14 protein-coding genes are annotated in these 13,659 nt (G+C 74.1%); 1 reads left to right on the forward strand and 13 read right to left on the reverse strand.

What is annotated here, in order from left to right; translation table 11 throughout:
- Positions 1-241: 241 nt before the first annotated feature.
- Genes aroQ through GA0070607_RS01840 form a run of 3 tightly spaced genes read right to left on the reverse strand, consistent with a single transcriptional unit; the run spans position 242 to position 2,758 of the window.
- Complete coding sequence (aroQ, locus tag GA0070607_RS01830) at positions 242-673, reverse strand: type II 3-dehydroquinate dehydratase (RefSeq protein WP_089016593.1); 432 nt, start codon at positions 671-673, stop codon at positions 242-244.
- Positions 670-1,749: a 3-dehydroquinate synthase gene (gene aroB, locus GA0070607_RS01835; protein WP_089021589.1), complete on the reverse strand. Its 1,080-nt coding sequence runs from the start codon at positions 1,747-1,749 to the stop codon at positions 670-672. Before aroB ends, aroQ begins: the two co-directional genes overlap by 4 nt.
- Before the next feature lie 10 nt (positions 1,750-1,759).
- Positions 1,760-2,758 (reverse strand): helix-turn-helix transcriptional regulator, encoded by a 999-nt coding sequence (locus GA0070607_RS01840; RefSeq protein ID WP_089016594.1) that lies wholly within the window; start codon positions 2,756-2,758, stop codon positions 1,760-1,762.
- Between the two features lie 80 nt (positions 2,759-2,838).
- On the opposite strand from GA0070607_RS01840, the gene GA0070607_RS01845 reads away from it, so the two are divergent.
- Positions 2,839-3,567 (forward strand): alpha/beta fold hydrolase, encoded by a 729-nt coding sequence (locus GA0070607_RS01845; RefSeq protein ID WP_089016595.1) that lies wholly within the window; start codon positions 2,839-2,841, stop codon positions 3,565-3,567.
- A 39-nt stretch (positions 3,568-3,606) separates the two neighbouring features.
- Here GA0070607_RS01845 and GA0070607_RS01850 read toward each other — a convergent pair whose 3' ends face one another.
- The 10 genes from GA0070607_RS01850 to GA0070607_RS01895 all read right to left on the reverse strand — a co-directional run bounded on the left by GA0070607_RS01850 (position 3,607) and on the right by GA0070607_RS01895 (position 13,594).
- Positions 3,607-4,110 (reverse strand): shikimate kinase, encoded by a 504-nt coding sequence (locus tag GA0070607_RS01850; RefSeq protein WP_089016596.1) that lies wholly within the window; start codon positions 4,108-4,110, stop codon positions 3,607-3,609.
- Complete coding sequence (gene aroC, locus GA0070607_RS01855; RefSeq protein ID WP_089016597.1) at positions 4,110-5,288, reverse strand: chorismate synthase; 1,179 nt, start codon at positions 5,286-5,288, stop codon at positions 4,110-4,112. The genes GA0070607_RS01850 and aroC overlap by 1 nt, the downstream gene beginning before the upstream one ends.
- A gap of 197 nt (positions 5,289-5,485) precedes the next feature.
- A complete protein-coding gene (locus GA0070607_RS01860; RefSeq protein WP_089016598.1) occupies positions 5,486-6,142 on the reverse strand; it encodes a class I SAM-dependent methyltransferase in 657 nt (218 codons plus the stop codon).
- Positions 6,143-6,208: 66 nt separating this feature from the next.
- A complete protein-coding gene (locus tag GA0070607_RS01865; RefSeq protein ID WP_089016599.1) occupies positions 6,209-7,129 on the reverse strand; it encodes a glycosyltransferase family 2 protein in 921 nt (306 codons plus the stop codon).
- Complete coding sequence (locus GA0070607_RS01870) at positions 7,126-7,695, reverse strand: glycosyltransferase (protein ID WP_089021590.1); 570 nt, start codon at positions 7,693-7,695, stop codon at positions 7,126-7,128. Before GA0070607_RS01870 ends, GA0070607_RS01865 begins: the two co-directional genes overlap by 4 nt.
- A gap of 110 nt (positions 7,696-7,805) precedes the next feature.
- Positions 7,806-8,285, reverse strand: coding sequence for a glycosyltransferase family 28 protein (locus GA0070607_RS01875; protein WP_089016600.1), 480 nt, complete (start codon positions 8,283-8,285; stop codon positions 7,806-7,808).
- 224 nt (positions 8,286-8,509) lie between these two features.
- Positions 8,510-9,772, reverse strand: a complete 1,263-nt coding sequence (locus GA0070607_RS01880) for a hypothetical protein (RefSeq protein ID WP_089016601.1) — start codon at positions 9,770-9,772, stop codon at positions 8,510-8,512.
- A complete protein-coding gene (locus GA0070607_RS01885) occupies positions 9,769-10,671 on the reverse strand; it encodes a sulfotransferase domain-containing protein (protein WP_089021591.1) in 903 nt (300 codons plus the stop codon). The genes GA0070607_RS01880 and GA0070607_RS01885 overlap by 4 nt, the downstream gene beginning before the upstream one ends.
- Before the next feature lie 8 nt (positions 10,672-10,679).
- On the reverse strand, positions 10,680-12,302 hold the full coding sequence (locus GA0070607_RS01890) for a lipopolysaccharide biosynthesis protein (RefSeq protein ID WP_231930750.1): 1,623 nt from the start codon (positions 12,300-12,302) through the stop codon (positions 10,680-10,682).
- Positions 12,299-13,594: an O-antigen ligase family protein gene (locus tag GA0070607_RS01895; protein ID WP_089021593.1), complete on the reverse strand. Its 1,296-nt coding sequence runs from the start codon at positions 13,592-13,594 to the stop codon at positions 12,299-12,301. The genes GA0070607_RS01890 and GA0070607_RS01895 overlap by 4 nt, the downstream gene beginning before the upstream one ends.
- Between the last annotated feature and the right edge of the window lie 65 nt (positions 13,595-13,659).

Consider the following 13,659-nt stretch of genomic DNA (forward strand, 5'->3'; position numbering starts at 1 on the left):
CACACACCCTGCCACCCGTACCCCCTGCGCCCTTTGCTCTGCTGCCACCGGCGCACCAGTCACGCCGCGTGTCGGATGACCAGGCTTCCCCGCCCCGACGCTCGGCGCGTATTGGCAGCTCAGGCCAGTGTCGCGCCCGTGGGTGCAGAGCAAAGGACGCGCCTGGATGGTGGCGCGCCGCCGGGCCGGCGAGGACAGGGTTGCCGTCAGTGACGGTTACGGTCGGTGATGCGTGCGCCGGTCAGCTTGTCGAAGCAGCGAGGTGGTGCAGGGCGAGACGATAACCGTCGATGCCGAGCCCGCAGATCACCCCGGTCGCCACCGCGGAGATGACCGAGTGGTGCCGGAACTCCTCGCGGGCGTGGATGTTGGAGATGTGCACCTCGACCAACGGCCCGCGCAGCATGGCGCAGGCGTCCCGCACGGCGTACGAGTAGTGCGACCAGGCGGCCGGGTTGAGCACCACCGCGGCGCCCTCGTCGGCGGCGGCGTGCAGCCAGCCGAGCAGCTCGTGCTCGGCGTCGGTCTGCCGGACCGTCACGTCGAGCCCCAGCTCCCGGCCGGTCCGCTCGCAGAGCGCCACCAGATCGGCGTAGCTGGTCGCGCCGTACACCGCGGGCTCGCGGGTGCCCAGCCGGCCCAGGTTCGGCCCGTTCAACACGTACACCCTCACTGCGTGCCCACCTCCCGGTAGGCGGCTTCGAGCAGCGCGTCGTCCGGGCCCTCGAGCACCGCCGGGCGGGCCAGCCCGTCCAGCACCACGAACCGCAGCCGGCTGCCCCGGGCCTTCTTGTCCACCCGCATCACGGCCAGCAGCTGCGACCAGGCGTCGGCCGGGTAGCTCACCGGCAGGCCGAGCGCGGCCAGGACGGCCCGGTGCCGGTCGGCGGTCGGCGCGTCCAGCCGGCCGGCGAGCCGGGCCAGCGCGGCGGCGTACACCAGGCCGACGGCGACGGCATGACCGTGCCGCCAGCGGTAGCCCTCGACCTGCTCGATCGCGTGCGCGAGGGTGTGCCCGTAGTTGAGCACCTCCCGCACGCCCGACTCCCGCAGGTCACCGGAGACCACGTCGGCCTTGACCCGGATCGCCCGCTCGATCAGCTCGCGGGTCACCGCCCCGCGTGGGTCGGTGGCGGCCGCCGGCGCACGCTCGATGAGATCCAGGATCGCCGGATCGGCGATGAAGCCGCACTTGACCACCTCGGCCAGCCCGGCTGCCAGGTCGACCGCGGGCAGGCCTTCCAGGGTGGCCAGGTCGGCCAGCACGCCGACCGGCGGGTGGAACGCGCCCACCAGGTTCTTGCCGGCGGCGGTGTTGATCCCGGTCTTGCCGCCGACCGCGGCGTCCACCATGCCCAGCAGTGAGGTGGCCACCGGCACCCAGCGCACCCCGCGCAGCCAGGAGGCCGCGACGAAGCCGGCCAGGTCGGTCACCGCGCCGCCACCGACACCGACGACCGCGTCGGTACGGGTGAAACCGGCCGCGCCGAGCCGATCCCAGCACGCGGCGGCCACGTCGATCTGCTTGCCCGCCTCGGCGTCGGGCACCTCGATCGGCAGTGGCTCGACGCCGGCCGCGCGAAGCCGCTCGCCGAGCGCGTCGGCGAGCCCCTTGAGCGGGGGCGCGTGCAGCACCGCCGCCCGGGTCGCGCCGGGCAGCAGCCCGGGCAGCGTGTCCAACAGGTCGCGTCCGACCAGCACGTCGTACGGCCGTTCGCCGCCGACCGGGATCCGGGTCACCTCGTCCATCGCCGGCAGCCTAGTCCAGCGGACGGCGCGGTGCGGGCGGCCGCTCACCTGCTGGCCTGGTGGCCCAGTCCGCCAGCGCACGGGCGTGCTCGGCCACGGCGGTGCGCAACGCGTCCGGTTGCCGCACGGTGAAGGGGCAGCCCAGCCCAGCGAGCAGCGCGGCCATGCCGGGCAGGCTCTCCGCCCGGGCCCGCAGCAACACCCCGTCGGTGGTGGCGGTCAGTTCGGCCACGGTGGGCGGGACGCGGCGTCGGACGGTGGCCAGGTCGGCCTCCAGCAGCACCTCGACCTCGTGCGTGTAGGGCACGCCGGCCAGCGACCGGGTCACCCAGGTCACCGGGTCGAAGCCGTCCGGCACGGTGAACGCCGCCACGCCGGGCGTCACGGCGCCGATCCGGTCCAGCCGGAAGGTGCGGACCTCCCCGCGCCGGTGGTCGTGGCCGGTGACGTACCAGCGGCCCGCGTGGAAGACCAGCCCGTACGGGTCGAGCTCGCGGCGCGACTGCTCACCTCGCCAGGAGCGGTAGTCCAGAGCGACCCGCTGCCGGTGCCGGGCGGCCGCGGCCAGGGTGAGCAGGGTGCCGGAGGCCGGTCCCCGCTCCGGCTCGGTACGCCGCAGGGTGAAGCCGAGGTGCTCCTGCACGGCGGTCAGCCGGTCGGCGAGCGCCACCGGCAGCACCCGGCGGATCTTGGCCAGCGCGGTGGCGGTGGCCGGCAGTTCGGTGGCCAGCCCGACCCGTTCGGCGACGACCAGGCCGAGCAGCACGGCCACCGCCTCGTCGTCGGTGAGCATCAGTGGCGGCAGCTTGTACCCGGGATGGAGCCGGTAGCCGCCGTAGCGGCCCCGGTCGGCGATGACGGGGATGCCCAGCTCGACCAGGGCGGCCGCGTACCGGCGCACGGTGCGCTCGTCCACGCCGAGCCGGCCCGCGAGCTCGGCGGCCGTCGACCGGTGCCGGGTCTGCAGCAGTTCGAGCAGGGCCAGCACGCGGCCGGCGGGATGCGACACGGACCACTCCTCGAAACCGGGCGGAAACTGTCCGGTTTCGATCGTACGGTCATCCGGTAACCGAAGAAGAGGAGCGACAGATGGCGACGTTCGTGCTGGTGCCGGGTTTCTGGTTGGGTGCCTGGGCGTGGCGGGAAGTGACCGTGGCGCTGCGCGCGCAGGGGCACGAGGTGTATCCGATGACGCTGACCGGGTTGGCCGAGCGGAACCACCTGGCCGGACCGGAGGTGAGCCTGGAGACGCACACCGAGGACATCGTCCGGCTGATCGAGGTCGAGGATCTGCGCGAGGTGCTGCTGGTCGGGCACTCCGGCGGCGGCATGCCGGTCGCCCAGGCGGCGGACCGCATCCCGGACCGGATCGCCCGGGTGGTGTACGTGGAGAGCGGGCCGCTGCCGGACGGCGTCGCGCAGTTCGACACCGTGCCACCGGAGGAGCAGGAGCGGCTGCGCGGCCTCATCGGCACCGGGCACCTGCTGCCGCCGCCCGCGTGGGATCCGGCCGCCGACCCGACCAACCTGGCCGGGCTGGACGAGCCGACGCTGGCCCTGCTGCGCGCCCGGGCCACCCCGCAGCCGCTGCGGGCCGCCACCGACCCGGTGCGGCGCACCGGCGGCCGTCCGGTCCCGACCGCGCTGGTCGCCAGCACCTTCCCGCTGGCCGTGGTGCGGCAGATGATCGGCGAGGGGCACCCGTTCTTCACCGGGTTGGCCGGTGGCCAGCTGTTCGAGCTGCCGACCGGGCACTGGCCGATGCTCAGTGAACCCAAGGCCCTGGCCGACGTGCTCGACGCCGCCGCTAAAGGCTGAGCAGAGGGCCCGGCCGGTCGCTGACCGGCCGGGCCGGGGTCAGCGGGGCAGCAGCGCGGCGATCTCGGCGACGATCTCCGCCGGGGTCCGGCCGTCGGTGGCCACCGTCGCGGTGGCCACCTCCGCGTAGAGCGGCCGGCGCTGGTCCATCAGGTGCTTGAGGGTGGCCCGCGGGTTGATCGCCAGCAGCGGGCGGCCGGCGCCGAGCCCGACCCGCTTCACCGCGTCCGGCAGCTCGACCGAGAGGTGCACCACCCGGTGCCCGACCAGGGCGGCGCGGGTCTCCTCGGCCAGCACCGCGCCGCCGCCGAGGGCGAGCACCCCCGGGCTGGCAGCCAGCGCCGCGGCCACCGCGGCCCTTTCGAGGGTACGGAAGTGCTCCTCGCCCTCGTCGATGAAGATCTCCGGGATCGGCTTGCCGGCCATCCGCTCGATGTCGGTGTCCGTGTCGCGGAACTCCACCCCGAGGGCCGTGGCGAGGGCCTCCCCCACTGTGCTCTTGCCGCAGCCGGGCGCGCCGACCAGGACGACGACCGGCGCCATCAGCGGATGACCAGCGCGTCGAGGTAGCCGGCCACGTTGCGGCGGATCTCGGCGACCGAGTCCCCGCCGAACTTCTCGGTGGCCGCCTCGGCCAGCACCAGCGCGACCATCGCCTCGGCGACCACCGCGGCGGCGGGCACCGCGCAGACGTCCGAGCGCTGGTTGATCGCGGTGGCCGGCTCGCCGGTGATGACATCCACGGTGGCCAGGGCACGGTTCAGCGACGAGATGGGCTTCATCGCGGCACGGACCCGCAGCGGCTCACCGGTGGTGATGCCGCCCTCGAGCCCCCCGGCCCGGTCGGTGACCCGGCGGACGCCGGTCGCCGACGGGATGATTTCGTCGTGCGCCTCGGAGCCGCGGGACCGGGCCTGCTGCCAACCGTCACCGATCTCCACACCCTTGATCGCCTGGATCGACATCAGCGCGGTGGCCAGCCGGGCGTCGAGCTTGCGGTCCCACTGCACGTGGCTGCCCAGCCCCGGCGGCACCCCGTACGCCAGCACCTCGACCACGCCGCCGAGGGTGTCGGCGGCCTTCTTCGCGGCATCCACCTCGGCGACCATCAGGGCGCTGGCCTCCGGGTCGAGGCAGCGCAGCGGGTCGGCGTCGATCCGGGCGGCGTCCTGCGGGCTCGGGCGCAGCCCGGGCTTCGCGGCCACCGGACCCAGCTCGACGACGTGCGAGACGATCTCGATGCCGAGCGCCTGCCGGATCAACGCCTTGGCGACCGCGCCGACGGCGACCCGGGCGGCGGTCTCCCGGGCGCTGGCCCGCTCCAGGATGGGCCGGGCGTCGGTGTGGCCGTACTTCTGCATGCCGGCCAGGTCGGCGTGGCCCGGCCGGGGGCGGGTCAGCGGGGCGTTGCGGGCCTGCCGGGCCAGCTCGTCGGGGTCCACCGGGTCGGCGGCCATCACCGTGCGCCACTTCGGCCACTCGGAGTTGCCCACCCGGATCGCCACCGGGCTGCCCAGGGTGACGCCGTGCCGCAGGCCGCCGAGCACGTCGACCTCGTCCCGCTCGAACGACATCCGGGCGCCACGGCCGTAGCCCAGCCGCCGGCGGGCCAGTTCGTCGGCGATCTCGGTGGTGCTCACCTCGATGCCGGCCGGCACCCCCTCCAGCAGCGCGACGAGGGCGGGACCGTGCGATTCACCTGCAGTCAACCAGCGCAACACAGCGGTCAGTCTGTCACGGCCCGCCTCCGCCTCGGTGCGCTGCCCGTCGCATCCCGCCCTGCGGACGCCGGGTAGCGCCGCAGCAGCCACTGCAACGCCTCCGGCGGCGCGCGGCGCGGAGCAGGAATTCGTAGTCCTCGGCGTAGCTGCCCGGGATCTCCTCGTCGACCAGCCAACCCTCCCCGACGTTGACCCGCTCAGCGGTTTCGGATTGCGATGATCGACTTTGTCAGTCCCGCCAGGCGCTCGTTGCGGATCGTCGCGTCAGGAAACAGGTACCGAAGTTCGGCACGACCAATGAGTTCGGTCGTGAGCACCTGCCTCATCGCCGCCTCGTACGACTTGCCAGGGTTGTAGGCGAGCGGCCATCTGCGCGCCATCACCACCCGTGCCGAAACCGGCAGGAACTGCATTCCCGGGGCCACCCAGTGCGGCTCGATCGGGAAGTAGCGGTACGGCGTCTGCACCCAGTACGCGCGCCCCAACTCACGGACCGCCTCGGCCATCCGCTGGCGACGCTCGTGGCCGCCCACGTGCTCCAGGACGCTGTTGCTGAAGACGAGGTCGTACTTACGGCTCAGGATGTTCTTCGGCAGCTCGCAGGCATCGGCGTGGTCGGCCTCAGCCCAGTCGGGCAACTCCGTGGGCAGCGGCTCCAGGTTGACCACGTGGACGTGCGCCGGCCGGACGGGGACTCGCGCCCAACTCTCCACCCGGCCGCCCAGATCGAGGACGGTCATGTCGGCCAGGTTCGGGAACGTGTCCGACAGCCAGGCCGCGCGCCGTGCCCGTCGTTTTGCGCCGAGGGAGGTCGGCGAGTCGACGAGGCGAAACCTGAGCGAGTGAAGTCCCATGTGTGGTTCTCCTTCGATCTGCTGCTGGCGTCGTTCGAGGAGTGAGTTGCGTCGTTCCCGACCCGGTCAGATGCCCCGGCCGCGCTTGTGCAGCGTGCGCAGCACCGCGTCGGCCCGCACCACCCTCCCGGCCACGGCGAGGGCCAGGTAGGCGCGCGGCTCTCGGGGATTGCGCCGCAGGGTACGTCGGGCCCAGCGCAGCGCGCCCCGGCGGTCGCCGGACGCGGCGCGGGCGAACGCGATCTGCCCGGTCACCCGGGCCTCGCCGGCCGGCTGGCCGGCGAACTCCGGGTAGCGCCGCAGCAGCCACTGCAACGCCTCGGAGATGGTGTCCCAGCGCTGCGCGAAGTAGGAGCGCTTGTGCCAGCGGACCAGCACCGACGGCGTACGCAGGTTGATCAGCGGCGCGCTGCGCGCGGCCCGGAGCAGGAATTCGTAGTCCTCGGCGTAGCTGCCCGGGATCTCCTCGTCGACCAGCCCGAAGCCGTCCCGCAGCGCGGTGGCGCGGATCAGGAAGGTGGACGGGTGCAGCTCCGTCATCCGGTCCCGCAGCAGGTCGTCCAGGGTGACCCGGTCCTTCTCGAGCACCCGGTCCACGGTGTGCCCGTCGTAGCTGACCCGGATGCCGCAACAGACGAACTCGGCCGACGGGTCGGCGGCCAACGCGTCGACCTGGGCGGCCAGCTTGCCGGGCAGCCACTCGTCGTCGTCGTCGCAGAACGCGACCAGCTCGCCCTCGGCGGCCAGCGTGCCGCTGTTGCGCGCGCCGGCCAGCCCCGGCGTGCGCTCGTTGCGGATCACCCGCACCGCGCGGTCCGGGGCGGACAGCCCGGTCAGCGACTCGTCCGGCGTGGACTGGTCGAACACCACGACAACCTCGATCGGGCCCGGGTACTCCTGGGCCAGGATCGCCCGCGCCGCGGCGCGCAGCAGCTCCGGGCGGTCCCGGGTGGGCACCACGACGCTGACGCTCGGCTGCCGGCTCATCGGGTCTCCTCCACACCGCGGCCGGACCGCGTCCAGGCCCGCCACCAGGGTTGGCGCCGGGCCGACTGAGCCACCAGGTCCTCCACGATCTGCCCGACGCGGGCCACCGCCGCCCGCCGCGCCTCGTGCGCGCCCGGGTCGGCGGTCACCGCGTACCGGGACGGGTCGGCAAGCCCGGCGGCCAGCGCGTCGTGCAGCGCCTCCCGGGTCTCGCAGAGCGCCACCAACCCGGCGGCGCCGAGCCGGCGGGCGAAGAGCTGCTGGTGGTCGTCGACGTGCTCGCCGCGCGCCGGGTCGCGGGGCACCACGATGGGCAGGTGGCCGTGCCGGCGGGCCTCCAGGATGGTCGCCGGCCCACCGTGGCAGACCACCAGGTCGGCGTCGGCCATCGCCCGCTGCAACGCGTCGTGACCGAGGAACGGCACGGCGCCGGGCACCTGCGGAGCGGGGGTGTGCCCGTGCTGCACGGTCAGGCCGACCTGGTCGCCGGCCTGCGCGTGCCACTGCGCCAACCAGTCGACGAGCCGGTGGAACGGGTGCTTGTCGGTGCCGACCGCGATCAGCAGCCCGACCCGGATGGCCGCCGTGGCGTCGCGCTGACGCGGCAGCCGGGCCGGCTCCGGCGGGGAAACCGACAGTGCGGGGTGCAGGCGCCGGGCGGTGCCGGTCTCCCCGCTCACAGCAGCGTCCCGACGACGGTGGCCTCCGGGTACTGCCGCCGCTGCTCGTCCCACTGCACGAGCATCGCGGACAGGAACGGCCGGCAGAGCCGGGCGGTCAACGTCGCGGTGTCGATCCGGTCGTACACCTCGATGTAGACGGTCGGGATGCGCCGCAGCCGGGCCAGCACCACGAACGGCACGGCCACCCCGGCGCCGGTGGTGACCACCGCGGCGACCCGCCGCCCCCGCAGCACCCGCCACGCCAGCACCGCGTTGCGCAGCAGGTTCGGCACATTGCGGGTGGTCGGGTGGTGTGCCGGCACCAGATCCTCGCCGGCCAGCAGCGACACCGCCTCGGGAGTGTCGAAGGTGACCCAGCAGCGCCGCCAACTCTCGTACCAGGGCCGCAGGGCGAGCAGCTGGGCCAGGTGGCCGCCGCTGGAGCCGACGAGCAGCAGCACGGGCTGCCCGTCGTCGTTGTTGTTCCTGTCCACGCGACTCCCCACAAGTTCGCTTGGAATTTCGGTTAACGCCACGCAGCAGCAGATCACAGGTTGCCCGACCGTTGAATAGGGCGACCGGTTGATCAGTCGATCACCAATCGGGGTCGGTCACTGCCGTCGACCCTCCGCCAGCCATCGACGCTCATCACAAGCAGCAATTCTTCCGTCACGCTACGGCGATGGTCAACGCCCATCGGCGCGGCGAAGTGCCCGGATCACTCACTATGTCGTTTCTCGATGACGTCCAACAGTGCGGGATGCAGCGCGGCGTTCCACCCCGCGCCGGCGTCGGCCAGCCGAAAGGTGCGCAGCCACATCTCCACCAGGTACGCGTCGGCCACCAGCCGGCGCTGCGCCGGGCCCAGGCCCAGCCGGTCACCGTGTCGGCCGAGGTGGCCGTCAACGTCCGCCGCGGCGACGGCGGCCGACTCCCCGCGCAGCACCAGGGCCCGCTGGAAGGCGTCGTGCGCCAGGTCGAATCCGAGCGGAACGTCCGGGCCGCTGTGCTCCCAGTCCCAGGCGACCAACTGGCCGGCGTGCCGGCCCAGGTTCCACGGCACCCAGTCGCCGTGCCAGTGTCCGAACTCGACGGTGGTGCCGCCGTGCCGGCGGGCCAGCGCGGCCACCGCGGCGACCGCCCGCGCGCCGGCCGGCTCGGCCGCGGCCGCCCGGTCGGCCTGCGCGGCCAGCCGGGTCAGGAACGTGGACCCGGCCAACGGTCGGGGCACGCCGGCCGGGCCGCCGCGACGGGCGACCGCAAGCAGCGCCGCGATCCGCGGCGGATCATCCACCGGCACGCCGCGTACCGCCGGCGGCAGCGGCTCGATCACCGCGACCACCTGGCCGGCCCACGCCGTCTCGGTGAGCAGCCCCGGCGGTACCGGGTGATCGGCGACGCCGGCCACCTCGCGCAACGCCCGCAGCGCGGCCGCCTCGGCGGTGACCAGCGCACGGGTCGCGTCGTTCCAGCCGATCTTCGCGTAGCCGCGCGGACGACCGTCGGCGCTGAACAGTTGCAGGGTGGGCTTGCCGTTCGGATCCGGCGGCCGCACCCCGAAGGCGGCCACCAGCGGCGTACCGCCGAGCGCGGCGGTGAGCCGCTCGGACAGCAGCAGGTCGGCCGCCGGCACCCCGGACGGCACCGAGACGGTCAACGTCGGAAACGGTGCCAGCCCGGCCGAGCCGAACCGGGCCAGCCCACCGAGGACCGCCCGCAGCGCTCGCACCTTCGGTGGCCGCAGCGCGTTGTACGCCAGCAGCGACGCCGCCCCGGCGCGGGGCGCGCCCAACGGCACCAGGAACCGCGCCCTGGCCACCGACGGCACCACCGCGTACCGGGCGACCGCCTGGTGCCCGGGCGGCGGGGCGCCGTTCACGGTCAGGCCGACCCGGTCGTCCGGGAAGACTGCTCGGCTCACCCAGCCCAGCCCGTCCACCCGGGACCTGGGGTCGGTGGCCGGGTCGACCCAGGTGGTCACGCCGCCCGGTCCGCCCAGTCGAGGGCCAGCCCGAGCCGCTGGCGCAGCGCGTCGTTGTACGGCCGGTAGTAGTCGGTCAGCTCAGCGCGCACAGCCGGCTCCAGCGGCGCCGAACGCCGGTCGTTGTAGACCTTGAAGCTGGGCAGGTCGTACGGCGGCAACCCGAGGAAGTCCAGGGTGCGCCGGTAGGTCGCGCGGGAGTCGCGGTAGAGGTCCTCACTGGGCAGGAAGAGGATCTGCCCCCGGTCGAAGCGCTCCAGCCACGGCTCCAGGTGTTCCAGATAGCGCCCTCGGGCCCGGTACGTGTACCAGTCGTACGGCTCGCTGAAGGACTCCGGCTCGGCGATCAGCCGCTCCCGCTCCCCCGCCGTGCGCTCCGGTTCGGCGGCCAGCGCGGCGGCGAAGTCCAGCGGCTCGATGCCGTGCGTGCGGCGCTCCTTCCAGTGCGAGTACGCCCGCTCCACCGGATCACGCAGCAGCACGATCAGCTTCACCGTCGGCATCAGCGCGGCGACCCGCTGCGCGGCGAGCGGGTGGAACATGTACAGCGGGGCGGCCTCGCCGACGCGGACCGGCCCGCCGTGCCGCTTGGCGAGGGCCTCGCGCTGCCGCTCCGTCGGGAAGTGCGAGCGGTACCAGGCCTCGCCGCGACCCCAGTGCTCCTCGAAGTAGTGCGCCGACTTGGTGTTCCACGCGGGGAAGAGCCGGGGCACCAGCGGGTGCTGGATGAGGTAGTTCCACAGCGAGGTGGTGCCGCCCCGCTTGGTGCCGATGATCAGGAAGTCCGGCAGGGGACGCCTGTCGCTGGTGCGGACCCCGTAGTCGACCAGGGAGTCCTTCACCCGGGTGGTCACCTGGGTCGGGACCAACTGCTTCACCCGATCACGGATGGACGCCACGACGGACCTCACCTGCCTCTCGTCGATGCCGGCGCGGGGTTGGCGGCTGCGGCCGCACCGTCCCGCCCACGGATCTGCCTCATGGTCACCCGGATGCCGGCGCGCACCCGGGGCAACGTCAACAAGCCGACGCAACCGGCCAGCAGCACCACCAGCGCCACCACCAGCCCCGGCAGGCCGCGACCGCCGGCCAGCACGCCGGCGCCGGCCGCCAGGCCCACACCGGCGACCGTGGCCGCCGCCGCGCGCAGCGTCGCGGCGTCGAACAGCGGCTCGCGCACCACCGACCGCGCGAACGCGGCGGCCGTGAGGTTCTCCGTGGCGATGCCGGCGGCCCAGGCCAGCGCAGCACCGGTGGCGCCGTGCCCGGGGATCAGCCACAGCCCCAGCGAGACGGTCACGGTCAGCCCGGCCAGGGTGGCCACCAGATGCAGCCCGCTGCGCCCGCCCATCAGCAGCAGGCTCTGCACGTTGCCCACCCCGGTGTTCACCAGCATCGCCAGCGCGAGCACCGTCATCGCCGGCACGCCGGCGGTGAACTCCGGCCCGAACAGCTGCAGGAAGGCCAGGGCGAAGACCGCCAGGAGCAGGTACACCGGCCAGGACAGCACCAGCCCCCAGGTGGTCAGCTGCCGGTGCACGGCCGCCGCGGCGGCCCGCTCGCCCTGCCCGAGCAGCCGGGACAGCTGCGGTGACACCGCCACCCGCAACCCCTGCATGGCCAACTGCCCGGCGAGCACGTACCGGCCGACCGCGCCGAACACCCCGGCGTCCGCCGGCCCGGCCAGCACCGAGGTGAGCAGCACACCTACCCACATGCTGCCCGCGTCGATGGCCGCCGAGGCGGCCCGGGGCAGCGCGAAGCGCCAGAACGTCGACCAGTCGGTGCGGCTCGGTCGCAGCGCGGCTCCCCGGCCCAGCCCCAGCGGGCCGGCCACCAGGGTCAGGCAGGCCAGCAGCGCCAGCGCCGCCGGCACCAGCCAGCCCGTCATGCCGGCGAGCAGGCCGCCGCCGGCCAGCGCGGCGGCGCCGACCAGCACCGGCCGGGCCACCGGCAGCAGAAGGAACTGCACCCCGACGTACGCCCTGATGGGCCGCACGCAACGCAACGCGGCCAGCAGCAGGGTCATCGCGACCACCACAGGCACCGCGGCGAAGGTGACCGTGAGCAGCGTGTCACCGCCCTCGCCCGAGCCGCGTAGCAGCCGGGGGGCGAGCGCGTCGGCGGCCAGCGCGCCGGCGCCGGCGACCAGGAACGCGGCCAGCAGCGGCGGGATCAGCGCCACCGGGAGCACCCGGGCGGCGTCCCCCCGGGCGCCGAGGCGGCGCCGCGGCAGTGCCCACATCAGACCGGTTTCCGCGCCGAGCGTGCAGACCGCGGTGGCCACGGTGACGACCCCGATCGCGGCGAAGAACGCGCCCGCGCCGGTCGTGCCGTACCCCCGGGTGATCACCACGGCGAGCACGAAGCCGAACAGGCCGCTGGTGGCCGCGCCGAGCAGACCGGCCACACCACTGCGCGCACTACGCCGGGTCTCCGCCGCGCCCGCGCCCGCCGCCGGGGCAGCGACCGGCACCGTCGTGTCGTGCGCCGGCACCGGGCTGTCCGGGGGGCGAGTGGTGGCGGTCATGCGGCCACCGCCGGAGTCCGCGCGCTCGGTGGACGCCAGGTGGCCAGGCGGCTCAGCCGCTCCCGCTCGCTGAGCGCCATCGCGAAGGCGACGGCGAAGAACGCGACCGCCAGGTTCTGGTTGGCCATGCCGTAGAACGGGATCTGCACCAGACAGACCACCGGAACCACCGCCAGCCACTGCCCGGCCGCCGAGGTCGCCCGGGCGCAGATCACCGCGGCGGCGACGAACCAGGCCAGGAAGCAGATCAGCGCCGGTACGCCGTGACTGAACAGCACCATCCACAGCTGTCCCTGGCTACCGATCGGCGCGGCCGCGGAAACGGTGTCCACGTTCACCGGGGCGCCGTAACCCAGCCACGGCGACTCCTGCATCCGGCGGATCACCTCGGTGTAGAGCGAGAGCCGGTCGGTGTTGGTGTCGCTGGCATCGACCCGTTTGCTGATCAGCTCGGTGATCGGGATGAACAGGGTGGCCAGCGCGCCGATCACGACCACCCCGACGATGGACGCGGCGACCCGGACGTTGCCCCGCAGGCCGGCCCGCACCCCGAGCACCGCCAGCCCGGCGCCGAGGCTGAGGAACATCGCCCGGTTGAGGGTGAGGAACGCCGGCGCCAGCGACAGCGGCAGCGAGGCCAGCAGCGCCCAGCGCAGCAGGCCCCGCCGGCGCAGCATGGCGAAGGCCACCACACAGGGCAGTGTGATGGCATACGAGCTGCCGAAGTTGTTCGTGTACGCGAACGGCGCGGCCGGCCGGTAGATCGGATTGAGCGAACGGGCGCTGTACTCCGCCGTGCTCAGGTGCACCATGTCCTGGATGAATGGGGTGCGGGCCACCCCGGCGGGCAGCAGCACCTCCACCGGGGTGGTCATCGCCAGCCGGGGCACCAGCACCCCGAGCCAGCCCAGCACCACCAGCGCGAACCAGAACGCGCAGAGCGGGGCGAGCACCACCACCAGGTCGGCGCGCTCCCGGGCGGCGGCGTAGACGTAGACCCCGACCACCAGCGCGGTCACGTAGAAGGCCAGTCGCAGCGCGAACGTGAGCAGGGAGGTCGGGGACGACAGCTGGGTGGCGCTGACCAGCACGATGGCCAGGAACAGCAGCCAGATGCCGGCCGCCGGCGGCAGCGGCACCCGGCCCCGGGTGAGCAGCAGCGCGAGCAGCAGCGCACCCAGCAGCGGCCAACCGAGATAGAACGCCCCGAGCAGCCACCAGAGCGGCACCAGGCCGAACATCATCGACAGCGGCCAGAGCGGCAGCCGGGGCGGCGGCGGAGCCGATGACATCGGCACGCCGCCGGCCGGGGTATCGCCGGCCGGCGGGTCGGTCGCCGGGGCGCGTGTGGCTGGCA

The organism is Micromonospora coriariae (assembly GCF_900091455.1).
GTDB classification, from domain to species: Bacteria; Actinomycetota; Actinomycetes; order Mycobacteriales; family Micromonosporaceae; genus Micromonospora; species Micromonospora coriariae.

What these genes read in the sequence shown, in the direction of transcription:
- GA0070607_RS01845 (WP_089016595.1), top strand. Translation starts at nt 2,839, where the DNA reads ATGGCGACGTTCGTGCTGGTGCCGGGTTTCTGGTTGGGTGCCTGGGCG.
- GA0070607_RS01850 (WP_089016596.1), bottom strand. Translation starts at nt 4,110, where the DNA reads ATGGCGCCGGTCGTCGTCCTGGTCGGCGCGCCCGGCTGCGGCAAGAGC.
- aroB (WP_089021589.1), bottom strand. Translation starts at nt 1,749, where the DNA reads ATGGACGAGGTGACCCGGATCCCGGTCGGCGGCGAACGGCCGTACGAC.
- GA0070607_RS01860 (WP_089016598.1), bottom strand. Translation starts at nt 6,142, where the DNA reads ATGGGACTTCACTCGCTCAGGTTTCGCCTCGTCGACTCGCCGACCTCC.
- GA0070607_RS01865 (WP_089016599.1), bottom strand. Translation starts at nt 7,129, where the DNA reads ATGAGCCGGCAGCCGAGCGTCAGCGTCGTGGTGCCCACCCGGGACCGC.
- GA0070607_RS01890 (WP_231930750.1), bottom strand. Translation starts at nt 12,302, where the DNA reads ATGACCGCCACCACTCGCCCCCCGGACAGCCCGGTGCCGGCGCACGAC.
- GA0070607_RS01895 (WP_089021593.1), bottom strand. Translation starts at nt 13,594, where the DNA reads ATGTCATCGGCTCCGCCGCCGCCCCGGCTGCCGCTCTGGCCGCTGTCG.